Origin of the sequence: Brachybacterium vulturis, assembly GCF_043641765.1 — a bacterium.
Classification (GTDB): Bacteria; Actinomycetota; Actinomycetes; order Actinomycetales; family Dermabacteraceae; genus Brachybacterium; species Brachybacterium vulturis_A.
The window spans coordinates 141,361-159,400 of the sequence record NZ_JBHZRO010000004.1 but is presented as its reverse complement, the minus strand read 5'-3'; the positions used below and the strand labels follow the sequence as shown (position 1 = coordinate 159,400).

The 18,040-nt window shown below is 72.7% G+C and carries 14 protein-coding genes; 10 read left to right on the top strand and 4 right to left on the bottom strand.

Annotated features, from left to right (window positions below; translation table 11 throughout):
• Nucleotides 1-36: 36 nt before the first annotated feature.
• The 3 genes from ACHUEU_RS04575 to ACHUEU_RS04565 are packed head-to-tail and all read left to right on the top strand — an operon-like array spanning nucleotide 37 to nucleotide 4,534.
• Nucleotides 37-2,790 (top strand): bifunctional acetate--CoA ligase family protein/GNAT family N-acetyltransferase, encoded by a 2,754-nt coding sequence (locus tag ACHUEU_RS04575; RefSeq protein ID WP_394214717.1) that lies wholly within the window; start codon nucleotides 37-39, stop codon nucleotides 2,788-2,790.
• On the top strand, nucleotides 2,787-3,362 hold the full coding sequence (locus ACHUEU_RS04570) for a DUF5998 family protein (RefSeq protein WP_394214716.1): 576 nt from the start codon (nucleotides 2,787-2,789) through the stop codon (nucleotides 3,360-3,362). The genes ACHUEU_RS04575 and ACHUEU_RS04570 overlap by 4 nt, the downstream gene beginning before the upstream one ends.
• Nucleotides 3,363-3,397: 35 nt before the next feature.
• Nucleotides 3,398-4,534: an alkaline phosphatase family protein gene (locus ACHUEU_RS04565; RefSeq protein ID WP_394214715.1), complete on the top strand. Its 1,137-nt coding sequence runs from the start codon at nucleotides 3,398-3,400 to the stop codon at nucleotides 4,532-4,534.
• Nucleotides 4,535-4,545: 11 nt separating this feature from the next.
• Here ACHUEU_RS04565 and sepH read toward each other — a convergent pair whose 3' ends face one another.
• A complete protein-coding gene (sepH, locus tag ACHUEU_RS04560) occupies nucleotides 4,546-5,862 on the bottom strand; it encodes a septation protein SepH (protein ID WP_394214714.1) in 1,317 nt (438 codons plus the stop codon).
• 302 nt (nucleotides 5,863-6,164) lie between these two features.
• Here sepH and ACHUEU_RS04555 point away from each other — a divergent pair, with 302 nt between their 5' ends.
• Nucleotides 6,165-6,467, top strand: coding sequence for a DUF4193 domain-containing protein (locus ACHUEU_RS04555; RefSeq protein WP_394214713.1), 303 nt, complete (start codon nucleotides 6,165-6,167; stop codon nucleotides 6,465-6,467).
• A 140-nt stretch (nucleotides 6,468-6,607) separates the two neighbouring features.
• Here the strand turns inward: ACHUEU_RS04555 and ACHUEU_RS04550 are convergent, their stop codons facing one another.
• Nucleotides 6,608-7,147, bottom strand: a complete 540-nt coding sequence (locus ACHUEU_RS04550) for a DUF3093 domain-containing protein (RefSeq protein ID WP_394214712.1) — start codon at nucleotides 7,145-7,147, stop codon at nucleotides 6,608-6,610.
• A 108-nt stretch (nucleotides 7,148-7,255) separates the two neighbouring features.
• Between ACHUEU_RS04550 and dut the strand changes: the two genes are divergently transcribed.
• The 6 genes from dut to ACHUEU_RS04520 all read left to right on the top strand — a co-directional run bounded on the left by dut (nucleotide 7,256) and on the right by ACHUEU_RS04520 (nucleotide 16,047).
• Nucleotides 7,256-7,795 carry a dUTP diphosphatase gene (dut, locus tag ACHUEU_RS04545; protein ID WP_394214711.1) on the top strand — a complete coding sequence of 180 codons (540 nt, stop codon included), beginning with the start codon at nucleotides 7,256-7,258 and terminating at the stop codon, nucleotides 7,793-7,795.
• A 2-nt stretch (nucleotides 7,796-7,797) separates the two neighbouring features.
• Nucleotides 7,798-8,628: a DUF3710 domain-containing protein gene (locus ACHUEU_RS04540; protein WP_394214710.1), complete on the top strand. Its 831-nt coding sequence runs from the start codon at nucleotides 7,798-7,800 to the stop codon at nucleotides 8,626-8,628.
• On the top strand, nucleotides 8,625-9,368 hold the full coding sequence (locus ACHUEU_RS04535) for a DUF3159 domain-containing protein (RefSeq protein WP_394214709.1): 744 nt from the start codon (nucleotides 8,625-8,627) through the stop codon (nucleotides 9,366-9,368). The genes ACHUEU_RS04540 and ACHUEU_RS04535 overlap by 4 nt, the downstream gene beginning before the upstream one ends.
• 174 nt (nucleotides 9,369-9,542) lie before the next feature.
• Complete coding sequence (locus ACHUEU_RS04530; RefSeq protein WP_394214708.1) at nucleotides 9,543-10,865, top strand: class I SAM-dependent RNA methyltransferase; 1,323 nt, start codon at nucleotides 9,543-9,545, stop codon at nucleotides 10,863-10,865.
• A gap of 248 nt (nucleotides 10,866-11,113) precedes the next feature.
• Nucleotides 11,114-13,927 (top strand): aconitate hydratase AcnA, encoded by a 2,814-nt coding sequence (acnA, locus tag ACHUEU_RS04525; protein WP_394214707.1) that lies wholly within the window; start codon nucleotides 11,114-11,116, stop codon nucleotides 13,925-13,927.
• A gap of 248 nt (nucleotides 13,928-14,175) precedes the next feature.
• Nucleotides 14,176-16,047: a 1-deoxy-D-xylulose-5-phosphate synthase gene (locus ACHUEU_RS04520; protein ID WP_394214706.1), complete on the top strand. Its 1,872-nt coding sequence runs from the start codon at nucleotides 14,176-14,178 to the stop codon at nucleotides 16,045-16,047.
• Between the two features lie 48 nt (nucleotides 16,048-16,095).
• On the opposite strand, the gene map is transcribed toward ACHUEU_RS04520, so the two are convergent.
• Both map and ACHUEU_RS04510 read right to left on the bottom strand, forming a co-directional pair.
• A complete protein-coding gene (gene map, locus ACHUEU_RS04515) occupies nucleotides 16,096-16,917 on the bottom strand; it encodes a type I methionyl aminopeptidase (protein WP_394214705.1) in 822 nt (273 codons plus the stop codon).
• Complete coding sequence (locus tag ACHUEU_RS04510; RefSeq protein ID WP_394214704.1) at nucleotides 16,914-17,957, bottom strand: COX15/CtaA family protein; 1,044 nt, start codon at nucleotides 17,955-17,957, stop codon at nucleotides 16,914-16,916. Before ACHUEU_RS04510 ends, map begins: the two co-directional genes overlap by 4 nt.
• Nucleotides 17,958-18,040 lie beyond the last annotated feature (83 nt).

Below are 18,040 nucleotides of genomic sequence, written 5' to 3'. Positions count from 1 at the left end.
TCCGGGCAGACCCCATGTCGACGCTAGGATCGCACCATGGCGGACAGACGAGAGGGACTGCGCCCCCTGCGCCGTCGCACCCGGGGCGACGAGGAGACCGAGCCCGCCTACCCGGCGCACTGGGAAGCCGACATCGCGCTGGGCGACGGCTCCGCCGCCCATCTGCGGCCGATCCGGCCCGCGGACGCGGATGCCCTCCAGGAGTTCCATCAGCGCCAGTCCGAGCACTCGCGCTACCTGCGATTCTTCGCCCCGATGGCGCGGCTCTCCCCGCGGGACCTCGCCCGCTTCACGACCGTGGACCATGTGGACCGGGTCGCCTTCATCGTGCTGGTGGGGCAGGACATCATCGCCGTCGGCCGCTACGACCGGGTCACCCCGGACTCCGCCGAGGTGGCCTTCAACGTCTCCGACTCCCGTCAGGGCACGGGGCTCGCCTCCGTGCTGCTGGAGCATCTCGCGGCCGCCGCCCGGGAGCGCGGCATCAACGAGTTCACCGCCGAGGTGCTGCCGCAGAACGCGAGGATGCTCAAGGTCTTCACCGAGACCGGCTTCGACGTGGATCGCGCCATGGACGACGGCGTCGTGATGGTCTCCTTCCGCATCGATCCCACCGCCCGTTCGCTCGCCGTGATGGCCGAACGCGAGCACCGCGCCGAGTCCCATGCGATGGAGAGGCTCCTGGACCCGCGTTCCGTGCTGCTGATCGGGGTCTCCTCGAGAACGGACTCCACCGGGGGGCGCTTCCTCACCGCTCTGGAGGACTCCGGGTACACCGGCACGGTGCAGCTCGTGGCACGCGACGCCCTCGAACTGCGCGGCCACCGCACCTGGGCGCGGGTGGCGGACGTTCCCGGCACCGTCGACCTGGCCGTCATCGCGCTGCGCCCCGAGGCCTGCCTGGGCGCCATCGAGGAATGCGCCGCGATCGGCGTGCACAGCGTGGTGATCCCCACCGAGGGGTTCGCGGACACCGACGGGGGCCGCCGCCTGCAGCGGGAGCTGGTGGCCCGGGCCCGCCGGCACGGCATGCGCCTGCTGGGGCCCGGCTCCCTCGGCTTCCTGCGCACCGGCGAGGACCCGATCAGCCTCTCCCTCTCGCCGCGGATGCCGCGGCCCGGCACGGCCGCGCTCGCCGGGCAGTCCAGCGCGCTCTCGGCCATGCTGCTGGCCGGCACCGACGCCCGAGGCATCGGGCTGCATGAGTTCGTGGGTGTCGGCAACCGGGCCGACGTCTCCCTCAACGACACCCTCCAGCATTGGGAGGACGACGAGCAGGTCGGCGTGATCGGCCTCGCCCTGGAGTCCATGGGCAACCCGCGCAAGTTCACCCGCATCGCCCGGCGGCTCACCCGGACCACGCCCCTGATCGTGCTGCGCCCCCCGGGCAGTGAGTCGCATCGGCCCCCCGGGCACGACGTACGGGCCTCGACCCTGCCGCGCCGCGCCCTGGACCAGGTGCTCGATGCCGCCGGCGTGGTGCAGGCCAGGGGAGTGGACCATCTCCTGGACGTGGTCGATGCCCTCGACCGGCAGGGGGTGCCGCTCGGCCCTCGCGTGGGCCTGCTCTCGAACACCGCCGCGCTCGGTGCGTCCCTGCACGGCGCCGCCGACCAGGCCGGGCTGGAGGTGGTCGCGGACAACGACGGCGTCCCGCTGTCACCCGACGTGCGCCTGATCCAGCGCGCCTTCACCTCCATGGCCGCCCCCGGCCACGTGGACCTGGTGATCGCCGGGATCCTGGATCCGCTGACCGGGGACGCCGCCGAGGTGCTGCGACAGATGGCCCTCGTGGCGAAGCATGCCGAGGTGGTGCTGCTGGTGTGCCTGGTCTCCTCGACCGAGCGCTTCAGCGCCGTGCAGCGGGCGGTGCGCGAGGACGGCTCGTTGCCCCCGGTCCATGCGACCCCGTACGCCGTCGCCCGCGCCGCGGCCGGCATGCAGGCCGCCGCGCTGCGCCCGCAGGTCGACGACGAGGCGCCCGCCCAGCGCGAGGACATCGATCGCGCCGCCGCTCGGACCGTGGTGGAGCGCTGGCGGGCCGGGGTGGGGACCGCGGGCGGGGACCTCAGCACGGAGGACACCCGTGAGCTGCTCGCCGCCTACGGGATCGGTCTGCTCCCCGCGCGTCCGATCACCGGCGTCGACGACGCCCCGACCCAGGCCGCCGCGATCGGGTACCCGGTCGCGCTCAAGAGCACCGACCCCGAGCTCCGCCATCGCGCGGACCTCGGGGGAGTGCGCCTGGGGATCCCTGACGCGGCCCAGCTGCGCCATGCCGTGGAGGGCATGCGCCAGGACCTGTCCTATTCGAGCGCTCCGCTCGAGGTGCAGGCCATGGGCCCGGCCGGCGTGCCGATGGTGGTGCGCAGCGTCGAGGATCCCTCGCTCGGCCCGGTGGTCTCCCTGTCGGTGGCCGGAGACGCCACCGACCTGCTCGAGGACATCGCCTATGCGATCCCTCCCTTCAGCGAGAGCGGAGCGGCGCACCTGGTGGACACCCCGGCCTCGGCGATCAAGCTGCGCGGCACCCGCGGGCTGCCGCCCGCGGATCGGGCGGCGCTCGCCGACCTGGTGGTCCGCATCGGTCTGCTCGCGGAGGACCGGCCCGAGCTCGCCTCCCTCGAGCTGTATCCGGTGCTGGTCGCACAGCACGGCCTCGCGGTGGTCGGCGCGCGGGCCCGGCTGGCCCCTGCGCCCAACCGCACCGACAGTGCTCGCCGTGCACTGTCCGGACCATCCGCAGGAGAACCGCGCGGCAGCGGCGGTCGTGGGACAATGCCGGGATGACCACAGCTCTTCCCGCCGACCTCCTGACGGACCTCGAGACCGCCGGCTACTTCCCGCAGACGGCGGCGCAGAGCCTGGAGCGTCTGCTGCGCACCGCGCGTCCGATCGCCCATCTGGTGCGGCCCGAGACCACCTTCGACGGCCCCGAGGTGCGCCGCCATCTCACCGTCGTGGTCCTCACCACCACCCACCTGCTGATCACGCACCTCGACGATGACCCGGCCGACGCGCTCAATCCCAGCCAGGTGGTCTCCACCACCGAGCGGATCCGACTGCGGGCCATCACCTCCACCGGCCTCTCCCAGGTCTTCGACACCGACGGCAAGGGGAGCCCCGGCACGGAGGCCGAGATCACTCTCGGGGTCAGCTGGGACGGGAGCCGGCGGGTGGATCTGGAACGGGCGGTCTGCGAGGATCCGAACTGTCAGATCGACCACGGATACACCGGAACCATCGCTCCGTCCGACCTCGCACTGCGGGTCTCGGCCCTGGCCGACGGCGTCGACGCGGTGGACGCGGCGCTGGCCTTCCACGACCGTCTGGTCGACGCGATCGACGCGGCAGGGGACTGACCGGTGCCCGTCCCCCGCCCGCCCCGGGGCCGCCGATGACCGCGCCGGAACGCCCGGACGGCTGGCCCGCGGACCTGCTGCCCCCGCCGTTCGCCGGGACGGACCGTCCTGCGCTGCTGGATGTGATCCCGCCCCTGCTCGAGCATCCCGAGCCCGGACGCGATCTGGTGGTGCTGCTGGACGGGGTGGGAGCCGATCTGCTCGCCGAGCACCGCTCGCTGACCCCCACGCTGCGGCGGGCGGAGTCGCAGATCTCCCGGATCCGCACCGTGACCCCGGCGACCACCTCGAGCGCGATGGTCTCCCTGCACACCGGGCAGGCCCCGCTGAGGCACGGCGTGCTCGGCTATCTCACCCGAGATCCGCGCACCGGGCGCGGCCTGAACCAGCTCACCGGCGCCCCGGGCACGGACCCTCGGCAGTGGATGCCGCTGCCCACCCCGGTGGAGACCGGGACTCGTCGAGCCGTGCAGGTGGCACCCGCGAAGCACGCCGGTTCCCATCTCAGCGGCGTCGCCTTCCGCGGCTGGGAGTTCCTCGGCCACGGCCGCGGCGACCGGGTCGAAGCGGTGCGCACCGCGCTGCACCGGGCGGGACCGGACGGGCTGGTGCACCTCCACGTCGACGATGTCGACCACGCCGGGCACCGGCACGGGATCGACTCCGAGCAGTGGAGGACGGCGCTGGCCGAGGTCGACTCCCTTCTCGCCACCCTGCTGCGCCGGCTCCCGCGCGGCACCCGGATCCACCTCACGGCCGATCACGGGATGGTCGACACCTCGGCGGAGCACATCATCGATCTCGCCGCTCAGCCGCAGCTGCTGCGCCTGGTCGAGGAGGCGGCGGGGGAGGCGCGCGCTCTGGCACTGCACACCGTGCCGGGAGCGGGGGCGGACGAGGAGCTCGCGGAGGGACTCACCGCACTGCTCGGCGAGCGGGCGCTGGTGCTCCGCCGCCCGCAGGTCCTCGCTGCAGGCCTGCTGGGACCGGTCGGTGCCGCGGTCCCCGAGCGGGTCGCGCCCCGGATCCCGGACGTGCTGGTGCTCGCCCGGGGGCGCTGGAGCATCGACGACCTCTCCCGCCGGCCCGAGACCGCACGCCGCATGATCGGCGTCCACGGATCGCTGACCTCGGCGGAGGCCTGGGTGCCGCTGCTGCGCACCGAGAGCTGAGCTGCGCCGGGTCAGTCGTGCTTCGAGCCGAAGACGATCTCGTCCCAGCTGGGCATCGAGGCCCGCTTGCTGCGGGGCCGGGACTTCTTGGCCGGCGCGGGCTCCGCGGGCTCCTCCGCCGGCGTCGGACCCTCCGCGGCGGAGGGCTCGTCGAAGCCCGGCAGCGGGGTGAGATCCACGGTGTCCTGGTAGGCGATCTCCGCGGCGGCGCCGGCGGAGTCGCCCGCGTCCTCGTCCCTCGCGGAGCCGGGCTCCTCGGACGGAGCGGTCGCCCCGTGGGAGGAGTCCGTGCCGTCGGCGTCGAGCGCTGCGGGGCCGAGGTCCTCGAACACGCTGTCCTCGCCGGCACCGACCGAGTGCTCGAGCGCGGCCTCGCGGTCCGGATCGGCCATCTCGTGCTCCGCGGTGGCAGGGTCCTCGGATCCCGCGGCCCGCGCCGAGTCGTCCGCGAGCTGTCCCTGCCCATCGTCCGAGCCGTTCGCGGAGGGATCCTCGGCCGCCACGGCGGGATCCGCGTCCTCGAGACCGGACCAGACGGTGCCGGAGTCCTCGGGACGCGGCACCGAGCGCATGCCCCGACGGGCGTTGAGCGCGTCGAGATCGTCGTCGTCGATCACCGAGGGATGCTCCTCGGGCGACGGCCGTCGGGGCGGCCAGGTGCGGGCGCGCGGGGTGGACGCGGGCGAGCCCTCCAGCGAGCCGTCGGCCTCGAGGTCGTAGACGGCGCTCTTGACGGCCTGGAGCCGGCCTCGACCGCGGGACTGCTCCGGCGGGGCGTCCTCGTCGCTGATCCAACGGGCCTCGTCATCGACCGGGGTGACCGACCGGTTGTCGAGGTCGGCGACCCAGTGCGCCTGACGCGTGCGGCCGCCGGCGGAGAAGGTCAGCTCCAGGGTCCAGGTGCCGTCCTGCCGCCGCCAGGCGTCCCAGGCCGTCTCCCCGGTCGCCTCCCGCGCGGCGAGCCGCTCGGAGACGACGTCGAGCAGGCGGGGGCCGCCCCGGCCGACGGGGTAGACGCGGGCCCGCTGCGCAGTCCACTCGCGCTCGGCGAGGACGGGCCCCTCATAGCGGCGCACGTGCTCCAGCGGGATCTCGGAGGCCTCCGCGATGTCCTCCGCGCTGCGGCCGGAGCGGAGCATCGCCTGGATCTCCCGGGGGCGCAGGGGCGCTGCATCGGCTGCCTGGATCATGTTCAGCGCCGGGCGGTCCGAGCGCACGGCGGCGCGCAGAGCCCTGTCGATGCGCAGCGTGTACCGCCCGCCATCGGAGTCGACCAGGAGCACATGTTCCCCGTCGTCATGGATCCCGTCGAGTTCGAGCTCGCGCATCGTCGTCCTCTCCGTCGGAGCCTGGTCGCTGGCGTGCAGACGTGTCGCTCGGTGCAGATGTCTAGGCCGTGACCATATCGTGCGCGGCGCCGCGGCGCCCGATCCCGGGACCTGCGCCGGTGGCGTGTTGCCATCCCTTGCGGACACGGTGTTGTAGGTCGCAGACCACTCTGCAATAATGCCGCCGCATTCAGCGTTGACAGCGGGGCCGCCGGGAGGCGGCCCGCGAGGACACCCCCGGCGCGGATTTGCCCCAGGACCCCCGGTCGGATCTTCCGACGACTACCAGGAACGGACCGTTGATGGCCACTGATTACGACGCCCCGCGCAAGAACGACGACGAGTCGAACGATGACTCCATCGAGGAGCTGAAGGGTCGGCGGAGCGAGGCCGCCACCCCCACCGTCGATGAGGACGAGGCCGAGGCCGCGGACTCGTACGAGCTCCCGGGGGCCGATCTCTCCGGCGAGGAGCTCTCGGTGCGGGTGCTGCCCCGCCAGGCGGACGAGTTCACCTGTGCCAGCTGCTTCCTCGTCAAGCACCGCAGCCAGATCGACCACGTCGAGGGGACCCTCATCATCTGCAAGGAGTGCGCGGCGGCCTGATCCCCGGCCCTCCGGCGGAGGACGGCCGCAGCGCGGCCCCGTCACAGCGCAGCACAGCGGCACCGCACCCGATGGGGGCGGTGCCGCTGTGCAGGTGATGGCTCCGAGGAGGGGCCGCGGAGGGCGCCATGACCCCGCCGTCAGCGGCTCTCGCCCTCCCGCAGCGTCTGCGCCGTGCGCAGGGCCAGGGCGAGATCGTCCGGGCGACGGGTGGAGGCGACCCAGGCCGTGGTGGGGTCCTCGTCGTCGAGCACCTCGACCCGCAGCCCGGTGCGCGTCCAGCCGCGCACGCAGTGGTGCGCCAGGGGCTCGAAGTCCTGCCCGATGGTCCGCGCCCACTCCTCGCCGCGCAGCACCGCCGGGACGCCGAGCAGCTCCACCTCGATCCGGGCACGGCCCAGACGGAACCGGCCCTCGGTGACCTCGAGCACCGGCGAGTACTGCACGACCAGGATGAGCGCCACGATGATCGCGACCGCGGAGACCACGATCGCGACCGTGAGATTCACCGGCACCAGGATCAGGCCCAGGGCCCCGCCCACCAGCACGGCGGTGAGCCACAGTCCCGGGCCCGGGAGCAGACGCTCGTGGAACAGAGGGGCCTCCCCGGCGGCGGGGACGTCGCCCCCCGCAGGGGGCGGGGACGCGGGCTCGGCGGTGTGATCGGCTGCTGCGGGCATGCCCCCATGGTCTCACGCACCGCCTGAGGACCCGCTCGGTCGGCCCTGGGCCGGCAAAGCTCCGCGGCGGCTGGATGCACCCGCCCGCGGACGACATACTCTGGGACCATGCCTGTCGACCACGCTGACACCCTGCCGGAGGGCGCCCAGCCCGCCTCCGCCCCCGCGGCACCCGCGCTGCGGATCCGCCGCCGCGAGGCGGTGCCCATGCCGCAGCGCGCCCACCCCGACGACGCCGGACTGGATCTGGCCAGCGCGGAGGAGCTCGTGATCCCCGCCGGGGGGCGGGCGCTGGTGGACACCGGCCTCGCCCTCGCCCTGCCGGCCGGGACCGTGGGCATGGTGTGCCCCCGCTCGGGCCTCGCCGCCCGCCACGGCATCACGGTGCTCAACGGGCCCGGTATCGTCGACGCCGGCTACCGGGGCCCGATCAAGGTCGCCCTGCACAACACCGATCCGTCGGAGCCCTTCCCCCTGCATGTCGGGGACCGCATCGCCCAGCTGGTGGTGGTGCCGTTCCTCGCCCCGCGGCTGGACGAGGTCGAGGATCTGGACGAGACCGCCCGGGCCGGTGCCGGCTTCGGCTCCAGCGGCGGATTCGGTGGGGGCGGCGCCCCCACCGGAGCCCACGAGACCACGGAGGGATGAGCATGGGACTGTTCTCTGGCAAGAAGCGGAACCGGGCCGAGGAGGCCGAGCGGACCGACCGCCGCGATGAGCGGCGGCTCGCGGAGTCCGACGAGTCCGACGGGTCCGACGAGTCCGCGGAGTCCGACGAGCGCGTCGAGGAGCTCCTGGAGCAGGACGACGCCGCACCGCAGCAGGCCGTTCCGGACCGGCCGGAGGTCGACTCCGCCCAGCCGCCCCGCGGTGAGCATCTCGAGGACGGCCCCTACGGTGAGGCCGACGCCCCGGAGGAGGACCGCATCGACCTCGGCGGGCTGCAGGTCCCCACCATCGACGGCCTGGAGCTGCGGATGGAGGTCGATCAGCGCAGCGGCTCGGTCACCGGCGCGAATCTCGTCCTGGGAGGCTCCTCGCTCCAGGTCCAGGCGTTCGCGGCCCCGAAGTCACGCGGCCTGTGGGAGGACGTGCGCCATTCGCTGCGCGACTCCGTGGTCACGCAGGGCGGCACCGCGGAGACGCGCACCGGGGCCTTCGGCACCGAGCTGATCACCCGATTGCCGGTGAAGCGGGCCGACGGGCGCACCGGCTACCGTCCGGCACGATTCATCGGCGTCGACGGCAGCCGCTGGTTCCTCCGGGCGATCCTCACCGGCAAGGCGCTCGGCGATCCCGAGCAGTCGCGCCGTTTCGAGACCCTGGTCTCACGCCTGGTCGTGGTGCGTGGCAGCGGTGCGATGGCCCCCCAGGAGCTGATCCCGCTCCACCTTCCCGGAGAGCGTCCCGGACTGGACCAGATCCGCTCCGGACCGCTGGACCCGCTGGCCCGCGGTCCCGAGATCACCCAGATCGGATGAGCCCCGCCACGGAAGACCCGGTCCCCTCGCCGCAGATGCCGTCGCAGGACTCGCCGTCGCAGCAGCCGCACTCCACCCCGGACCCTGCCCCGAACGGCGACGAGGCGCGGCGCAGCGGGCTGGGGGCAGTCCTCCAGGAGGAGGAGTTCTCGGTCGCCGACGCCATCGGCGGGCCGCGCGGCATCATCGAATCGGTGCTGCCCACGCTCCTGTTCGTGGTGCTCTTCGTCTCCACCCGCTCGGTGATGATCGCCGCGGTGGCCGCGACCGCGGCGGTGGCCGTGCTGCTGATCGCCCGCATCGTCCAGCGGCAGAGCATCAGCACCGTCCTCGGCGGACTGCTCGCCGCCGCGCTCGGCGCGGTGCTCGCGATCCGGTCCGGGGAGGGCTCGGACTTCTACTGGCCCGGCATCGTCACCAATGCGGTCGCACTGCTGGTGCTGCTGACCTCGCTGGCCTTCCGGCGCCCTCTGGTGGGGCTGATGGTGGGTCTGCTGGACCCGCGGGTGAAGGACTGGGTCGAGGATCCCGACGCCCGGCGCGTCTACACACGCGCGACGCTGCTGTTCGTGCTGCTGTACGCCGCGAAGCTCGCCGTCCAGCTGCCCCTGCTGCTGACCGGCCAGGTGGCGGCGCTCGGCGCCGCGAAGATCGCCATGGGCCTGCCGGCCTTCGTCATCGTCGCCTACCTGGTCTGGCTCATGCACCGCGGCCTCCTGTCCCGCCGCGACCGCGACTGACCACCGGGGGCGCGCAGGCCGGCGAGATCCGGAGCACTGCGTGACCGAGGACGGTCCGCCCGATGAGACAATGGGGACGAGGGTCCTGCGAGCAGGTATCTGCTGTCGGCCCACCATCTGTACGAGCAGCCACGGTCCGCGTCGTCCCCGACCCGGACGGGAAGAGAGTGTCCGATGAGCCCGGATGCCGACCGCATGCCGAGTGACGCCGCCCTCGGCGATCGCCTCCTCACTCTCACCGTCGGCCCTCCCGCTGCCGGTGGCACCTTCGTGGCCCGCCACGAGGGTCGTGTGGTGTTCGTGCGGGGCACCACGCCGGGGGAGACCGTCACCGCCCGCCTGCTCGAGGATCCCCGGCAGAAGCGCGATGCCCGCTTCTGGCGGGCCGAGGCGCTGGACGTGCTCGAGGCCGGGGTTGACCGGGTCCCTTCCGTCTGGGAGGACGCCGGGGTCGACGGCGTCGGCGGCGCGGAGTGGGCTCATATCGCCCTGCCGGCGCAGCGCCGGATCGCCAGCGAGGTCATGCAGGAGCTGCTGCGCCGTGCCGGCGTGACCAGCTACCCGATCGAGCAGGTGCAGGTGGAGCCCGCACCCCATGATGCCGATGGTCTGGCCTGGCGCACCCGTGTCCGCTACGCCGTCGATGCCGAAGGGCGGGTCGGGATGCGCGGCTGGCGCTCCCACGCCGTGCGCCCGGTGGGCGAGGATCCGCTCTCCGCCCAGAGCATCCGCGATCTGCACCTGGGGGAGTGGACGGCACCCCCGGGCACCGAGGCGATCGATGCCGTGGCCCCCTCCGCCGGTCCCGCCTCGGTGGTGCTGATCGGTCGCGAGCTGGACCCCGGCTCCGTGCGGATACCGGAGTCCTGGGGCGACGCGGACGTCGCGGTGCGCACGGCGCGGGAGCTGGTCCCGCTGCGCGGGGACGGCACCGTCCACGAACGGGTGGGCGAGCGGATGTTCACCGTCGGTGCCACCGGTTTCTGGCAGTCGCACCGGCGCGCCGCCGAGCTGCTCTCCGGCGTGGTCGAGACGACTCTGCGTGCCCCCCACGGAGGCAGCGCCTGGGATCTCTACGGCGGCGTCGGGCTCTTCGGTGCGGTGGCCGCCGAGCAGGTGGGTCCGGACGGCTCGGTGGTCTCGGTGGAAGGCAACCGCCGCGCCTCCCAGCTCGCCGCCGAGAACCTCGAGACCCTGCCGCAGGCCTCCACGGCCACTGCGGACGTCACGGACTGGGTCCGCGCCCGGCGCGGAGGCGTCGACGCGGTGGTGCTGGACCCGCCCCGCAACGGCGCCGGCACCGAGCTGATGAGCCTGCTCGCCCGGGCGGTGCGGCAGCGGATCGTCTACGTCTCCTGCGAGCCCTCCACGCTCGCCCGCGATCTGGCTGCCATCGAGACGCAGGGATGGCAGATCGTCGACCTGCGCTCCTTCGACCTCTTCCCGCACACCCACCACATCGAGTCCGTCGCGGTGCTCGAGCGCGCGGCGGGCTGACGCCCACGGACCGCACCCTCCGCCGTGTCCGCCCGCCGGCGGGCCCGGCAGCTGACAGCCTGTCAGGACCCGGCGGCGGGTCATGGTATTATTTATCTTGACTTCAAGATAATGGTCGGGGTCCACCCGACCGGCCCCTCCACGACCTGCACGGGCACCTGTCCGGGACGAGGTGGGCGTTCGCCTGCTTCCCGCGGCGGACGCGCCTACGATGGAGGGGTCACCTCAACACCAAAGGAGTTCGCCTGATGAGCACTGTCGACTCATTCGCCGCGAAACAGGATCTCACCGTCGGCGGGACCGACTACGAGATCTACGCGCTCGACGCCGTGGAGGGCGCCGACAAGCTTCCCTACAGCCTGAAGATCCTGCTCGAGAACCTGCTGCGCACCGAGGACGGTGCGAACATCACCGCCGAGCACGTGCGCGCGCTGGCGAGCTGGGACCCCGAGGCCGATCCCTCGGTCGAGATCCAGTTCACCCCCGGCCGCGTGATCATGCAGGACTTCACCGGCGTGCCCTGCGTGGTCGACCTGGCCACCATGCGCGAGGCCATGCAGGAGCTCGGCGGCGATCCCGAGAAGATCAACCCGCTCGCCCCCGCCGAGATGGTCATCGACCACTCCGTGATGATCGACGTGGCCGGCCGCCTGGACGCGCTCGAGAAGAACATGGAGCTCGAGTACGAGCGCAACCGCGAGCGCTACCAGTTCCTGCGCTGGGGCCAGACCGCCTTCGACGACTTCAAGGTCGTGCCCCCGGGCACCGGCATCGTCCACCAGGTCAACATCGAGTACCTGGCCCGCACGGTCATGACCCGTGAGGTCCCGAACAGCACGGGGGACGGGTCCGTGCTGCGCGCCTACCCCGACTCCTGCGTCGGCACCGACTCCCACACCACCATGGTCAACGGCCTGGGCGTGCTGGGCTGGGGCGTCGGCGGCATCGAGGCCGAGGCCGCGATGCTCGGCCAGCCGGTCTCCATGCTGATCCCGCGCGTGGTCGGCTTCAAGCTCACCGGCGAGATCCCTCCGGCCGCGACCGCCACCGACGTGGTGCTGACGATCACCGAGATGCTCCGCAACCACGGCGCGGTGGGCAAGTTCGTCGAGTTCTACGGCGAGGGCGTCACCCAGGTGCCGCTGGCCAACCGCGCGACCATCGGCAACATGAGCCCCGAGTTCGGCTCCACCTGCGCGATCTTCCCGATCGATGAGGTGACGGTCGACTACATGCGACTCACCGGCCGCTCCGAGGAGCAGCTCGCGCTGGTCGAGTCCTATGCGAAGCGCCAGGGCCTGTGGCACGATCCGTCGAAGGAGCCGGTGTACTCGGAGTACCTCGAGCTGGACCTGTCCACCGTGGTGCCCTCGATCGCCGGCCCGAAGCGTCCCCAGGACCGCATCGTGCTGACCGAGGCCAAGGAGTCCTTCCGCGAGGTGCTGCCGTCCTACGCGGCCCACCACGAGGCCCCCGTGAACGGCGGGGACACCGCGGGCACCTTCCCGGCCTCCGACCCGGCGAGCCAGGGCTCGGACAACGACTCCGGCGGCTCCGCCCCCGCCCATCAGCACGTCGCCGGCCGCGCCTCGAACCCGGTCCAGGTCAAGGGCGAGGACTTCTCGATCGACCACGGCATCGTCTCGATCGCCTCGATCACCTCCTGCACCAACACCTCGAACCCGTCGGTGATGATGGCCGCGGGCATGCTCGCCCAGAACGCGGTGGACCGCGGCCTGGTCTCCAAGCCGTGGGTGAAGACCTCCATGGCCCCCGGCTCCCAGGTGGTCACCAACTACTACACCAAGGCCGGGCTCTGGCCCGCGCTGGAGTCGCTCGGCTTCCACCTGGTCGGCTACGGCTGCACCACCTGCATCGGCAACTCCGGACCGCTGGAACCGGAGATCTCCGAGGCCATCGCCGAGAAGGACCTCGCCGTCACCGCGGTGCTCTCGGGCAACCGGAACTTCGAGGGCCGCATCAACCCCGACGTGAAGATGAACTACCTGGCCTCCCCGCCGCTGGTCATCGCCTATGCGCTCGCGGGCACGATGGACTTCGACTTCGAGAACGACTCCCTGGGCACGGACAAGGACGGCAACGAGGTCTACCTCCGTGACCTGTGGCCGAGCCCGACCGAGGTCGAGAAGGTCATCGCGGAGTCCATCTCCCAGGAGATGTTCACCGAGGACTACCAGGACGTCTTCACCGGGGATGACCGCTGGCGGAGCCTGGAGACCCCCGAGGGTGCGACCTTCGAGTGGGACTCCGAGTCCACCTATGTGCGCAAGCCCCCGTACTTCGAGGGCATGGGCGCGACACCGGATCCGCTCACCGACATCTCCGGTGCGCGCGTGCTGGTCAAGGTCGGCGATTCGACCACCACGGACCACATCTCGCCCGCCGGTGCGATCAAGCTGGACTCCCCGGCCGGCCGCTACCTGCAGGAGCACGGGGTTGCCCGCAAGGACTTCAACTCCTACGGCTCGCGCCGCGGCAACCACGAGATCATGATCCGTGGCACCTTCGCCAACATCCGCATCAGGAACCAGCTGCTCGACGGCGTCGAGGGCGGCTACACGAAGAACTTCCTGACCGGTGAGCAGGAGTTCATCTACGACGCGGCCCAGGCCTACGCCGAGCAGGACATCCCGCTGGTGGTCCTGGCCGGCAAGGAGTACGGCACCGGCTCCTCCCGCGACTGGGCGGCCAAGGGCACCAAGCTCCTCGGCGTCGAGGTCGTCATCGCCGAGAGCTTCGAGCGCATCCACCGCTCGAACCTGATCGGCATGGGCGTGCTGCCCCTGCAGTACCCCGCGGGCGAGAACGCCGAGTCGCTGGGCCTCGACGGCACGGAGACCTTCTCGGTCACCGGCGTGACCGCGATGAACGAGGGCTCGGTCCCGAAGACCGTCACGGTCGTCGCGGCCAGGGACGGAGACGAGGCGAGTGCCGTGACCTTCGATGCGGTGGTCCGCATCGACACCCCGGGCGAGGCGGAGTACTTCCGCAACGGCGGCATCCTGCAGTACGTGCTGCGCTCGCTCGTCGCCGCCGCCTGAGCGACCAACGCAGCGGACGACGCCCCGGTCCACTGGCCGGGGCGTCGTCGCGTCCGGGTCCGGGACGGACCCTCGCCCCCGCTCCCGTGCACCGATGCGCGGCCTCTGTGCACCCCGATGCAGACCCTGTGGTGACCCGTGGACCCTCGGCGAAGATATGCACAGATGTGACCATGTCGCATATCGTGACAGGTCAGGACCCCGTAGCCTGGGCCTGATCCGGCCCAGTCCCCGAGGGAGGACCCCGCGTGTCCACCACTGAGCAGCGTCCCGTCGCCCCGTCCTGCGAGCCCGCTGCGGTGACGCCGTCGGAGCCGGCCCCGGTGCCGGCCGAGGTGCCGATCCCCGCGGATCCGGGCGCGCTGCGGGCACTGTCCGCCCAGCAGCTGCCCGGGCTCGCGCGCACCGTGCGTCGGCGTCTGGTGGAGATCTGCTCGCGCAGCGGCGGGCACCTGGGCCCCAACCTCGGAGTCGTCGAGCTGACGATCGCCCTGCACCGCGAGTTCCGCTCCCCGGCCGAGCCGATCGTCTTCGACACCGGTCATCAGGCCTATGTGCACAAGATGCTCACGGGCCGCGCCGAGCTGGACGGGCTCCGCACCGCGGGCGGCACCGCCGGGTACCCGGACCGCAGCGAATCGATCCACGACCTGGTGGAGAACTCGCACGCCTCGGGGTCGATCGCCTGGGCCCACGGACTGGACCGCGCCCATCGCCTCGCCGGTGCCGACGGGTGCGCCGTCGCGGTCATCGGGGACGGTGCCCTCACCGGCGGCGTGGGGCTGGAGGCGCTCAATATGCTGGGGGCCGATCGCGGATCCCGCACCGTCGTGGTGCTCAACGACAACACGCGCTCCTACGCTCCGACCGTCGGCGGCATCGCCGCCCACCTCGCAGCGCTGCGCGGAGGGCGGGTCCGGGCCGGCGACGACGTGTTCACCGGCCTCGGACTCACCTACGTGGGACCGGTCGACGGCCATGATCCCGAGGCCCTCGCCGACGCCCTGGTCTCGGCGCGCCGTGCCGCCGCGGAGCCGACGAGCGCCGGGGTGCTCGTCCACGTCCTGACCCGCAAGGGTGCCGGGTTCGCCCGCGCCGAGGCCGATGCCGTGGACCACTGGCACGCCACCGGCCCCTTCCCGCTCGAGGGGCAGCCGGCCGCGAGCACCCCGGCACCGACCTGGACCTCGCGCCTCGGGGCCGCCGTGCTCGCCGCGGCCCGCGCCGACGAGCGCGTGATCGCGCTCAGCGCCGCGATGGTCGACCCCGTGGGCCTCAGCCCGATGCAGCAGGAGATGCCGGGGCGCGTGCTCGACGTCGGGATCGCCGAGCAGCTCGCCCTGGACACCGCCGCCGGGCTCTCCGCCGGCGGCCGCAGACCGGTCGTCTCCCTCTACGCGACCTTCCTGAACCGGGCGCTCGACCAGCTCCTGCTCGACGTCGCCCTGCATGGCGAGGACGTCACGATCACCCTGGACCGGGCAGGCATCACCGGGGACGACGGCCCCAGCCATCACGGCATCTGGGACCTCGCACTCGCCACGACGGTGCCCGGGCTCTCGCTGTGGGCGCCGCGGGACGCCGTCCGGCTCGACGCCGCGGTCCCCGCCGCGCTGGAGACCTCCGGTCCGTCCCTGGTGCGCTTCCCCAAGGGCGCCTGCCCGCCGGAGCTGCCCGCCCTGGCACGTCTGCCCGCCGGGGAGGTGCTGGCCGGGGATCCGGAGGCCCCCGTGGACATCCTGCTGGTCTCGTTCGGCGCTCTGGCGCCGCGCGCCGTCGAGGCCGCCGCCGACCTCGCCGCCGACCACGGCTCTCTCAACATCCTCGTGCTCGACCCGGTCCGCGCTCTGCCGCTGGGCGATCAGCTCCTGGACCTGGCCTCCTCCGCCCGTGCGGTCCTCACCCTCGAGGACGGCCTCGCCGAGCGCGGGATCGGAGCCGCGCTCGGCACCCGGCTGGCCCGTCGTGCCACGCTCGCGGCCCCCGGCCCGGTGCTGCGCACCCTCGGCATCGATGCGGAGTTCATCCCGCACGGCAGGCGCGAGGCGATCCTCGCGGCGCAGGGGCTGGACGCTTCCGGCATCGCCGCGAGCCTGCGCGGCCTGCTGCCCGGGTCCTGAGAGGGACGCGGCGCCGAGCCCACCGGTGGGAGCGGCCGGGGGACCGGATCAGCCCAGGGAGCTGCGGGGCGAGGGGTCATCCGCCCGGGCGGTGAGCACGATCGGGGAACCGTCGGTGACCTGCAGCGTGTGCTCGGCGTGGGCACCGCGGGAGCCGTCGACGGAGAGCTGGGTCCAGCCGTCGCGCTCATCGACGCGCAGTGCGGAGGTGGTCGGCACCAGGAACGGCTCCACCGTGATCAGCTGACCGGCGATGAGCTCGGCCCCGCCGCCGGGGGTGCCGTGGTTGGGCACGAACGGGGCCTCATGCATGGTGCGGCCCACGCCGTGGCCGCCGAAGCGGTCGTTGATCATGTACCCCAGCGCATGCGCCCGGTTCATCACCGCATGGCCGATGTGCCCGACGGTGTGCCCAGCGCGCACCTGATCGATGCCGGCCCACATCACCTGCTCCGTGTCCCGGATCAGCTGCAGGTCCTCCGTGCGGGGCGTGCCGACGGTGATCGAGAGGCAGGAGTCGGCGACCCAGCCCTTGACCTCGACGGCGAAGTCGAGGGAGAGCAGGTCACCGTCGGCCAGCACCCGGTCGTAGGGCCGTCCGTGCAGGACTCCGTCGTTCAGCGAGGTGCAGATGACGTGCCCGAAGGGGGAGGCCCCGAACACCGGGTGGTAGTCGAGGTAGCAGCTGGTCGCCCCGGCTTCGCGGATCAGCCGGTGCGCCTCCGCATCGATCTCGAGCAGGTTCCAGCCCACGTCCACCACCGCGCGCAGGTGGGAGAGCGTCGAGGCGACGAACTCGCCCGCCGGGCGTGCCTGGGCCAGGGTGGGCAGCTCCTGCGTGGAGCTGCGGCGGCGTCGGCCGAGGATCATCGGGCCTCCGTGGAGTCGTGGGCGAAGGGCGCCTCCCCGTGGTCCGGCTCGGCACCGGGGGCGGCATCCTGCCAGGTGACCAATCGGGCCCCCACCCACGCGATGGTCGCGGCGAACAGGGCCGCCCCGATCATGTGGAGGAAGACCACCAGCTCGGGCAGACCGAGGTAGTACTGGACGTAGCCGATCACGCCCTGCGCGAGCGTGAGCACCACCAGCCACCAGGCGGCGACGACCGCCTCGCGACGGGCGCGGGCGCGGTGCAGGACCAGCAGCAGCCCGGCGAGCAGTGCGCAGAACGCGTAGACGGAGAGCGCATGCATGCGGGCGGCGATCATCGGATTCAGGGCGATCCGGGTGACGTCCCCGGAATCTCCGGAGTGCGGGCCGGTGCCGGTGACGATGGTGCCCAGCACCAGGACCACGAATCCCACCGCGGCCAGCGGCACGAACACCCTCATCGCCCGGGCGGGGACCGCCAGGCGCATCCGGCCGTCACCGTCGTACAGCCGCACCAGGAGCACCATCGAGACGGCGCCGAGCAGCGGGGAGATCAGGAAGTGCGGGCTCACCAGTCCGGGATGCAGGTCCAACCAGACCACGAAAGCGCCGATCATCGCCTGCAGAGCGGTGCCGATCAGCGGCACCCAGGCCAGGCGTCGGAAGCCGGGGCCCTTATGCGACAGCCAGCGCCAGGTCACCAGCAGCAGCGCGACCGCGAAGACGCTCAGCACCCCGGTCAGCATCCGGTTGCCGAACTCCACGAAGGGGTGGATGCCGGAGGCCATCGTCAGCTCGGGGGTGAACTGGCCGGGCTTGCAGTTCGGCCAGGTCGAGCAGCCCAGACCGCTGGCCGTCAGCCGCACCGCGGCACCGGAGAGGATGATGCCGATCTGGCTGAGGAGGTTGCCCCAGAACACGACGGCGGCCAGCCGGGCCCGGCGCTGCGGTCCCCAGGACGTCAGACGGCGGTCGGGCAGCGTGGTGACGCGGCCGTGTCGCTCGGGCAGACGCGTCGCGGGGTCGGTGGGGCGGGCCATGCCTCGAGTCTAGATTCCCCGCCCGGGAATTCGCTGGGCCGTGGAGACGGATGCGACGGATGCCGCATCGAGTCCGCCAGGGC

Coding starts and splice junctions, on each gene's coding strand:
- ACHUEU_RS04575 (WP_394214717.1), top strand. CDS start 37: ATGGCGGACAGACGAGAGGGACTGCGCCCCCTGCGCCGTCGCACCCGG.
- ACHUEU_RS04570 (WP_394214716.1), top strand. CDS start 2,787: ATGACCACAGCTCTTCCCGCCGACCTCCTGACGGACCTCGAGACCGCC.
- ACHUEU_RS04565 (WP_394214715.1), top strand. CDS start 3,398: ATGACCGCGCCGGAACGCCCGGACGGCTGGCCCGCGGACCTGCTGCCC.
- sepH (WP_394214714.1), bottom strand. CDS start 5,862: ATGCGCGAGCTCGAACTCGACGGGATCCATGACGACGGGGAACATGTG.
- ACHUEU_RS04555 (WP_394214713.1), top strand. CDS start 6,165: ATGGCCACTGATTACGACGCCCCGCGCAAGAACGACGACGAGTCGAAC.
- ACHUEU_RS04550 (WP_394214712.1), bottom strand. CDS start 7,147: ATGCCCGCAGCAGCCGATCACACCGCCGAGCCCGCGTCCCCGCCCCCT.
- dut (WP_394214711.1), top strand. CDS start 7,256: ATGCCTGTCGACCACGCTGACACCCTGCCGGAGGGCGCCCAGCCCGCC.
- ACHUEU_RS04540 (WP_394214710.1), top strand. CDS start 7,798: ATGGGACTGTTCTCTGGCAAGAAGCGGAACCGGGCCGAGGAGGCCGAG.
- ACHUEU_RS04535 (WP_394214709.1), top strand. CDS start 8,625: ATGAGCCCCGCCACGGAAGACCCGGTCCCCTCGCCGCAGATGCCGTCG.
- ACHUEU_RS04530 (WP_394214708.1), top strand. CDS start 9,543: ATGAGCCCGGATGCCGACCGCATGCCGAGTGACGCCGCCCTCGGCGAT.
- acnA (WP_394214707.1), top strand. CDS start 11,114: ATGAGCACTGTCGACTCATTCGCCGCGAAACAGGATCTCACCGTCGGC.
- map (WP_394214705.1), bottom strand. CDS start 16,917: ATGATCCTCGGCCGACGCCGCCGCAGCTCCACGCAGGAGCTGCCCACC.
- ACHUEU_RS04510 (WP_394214704.1), bottom strand. CDS start 17,957: ATGGCCCGCCCCACCGACCCCGCGACGCGTCTGCCCGAGCGACACGGC.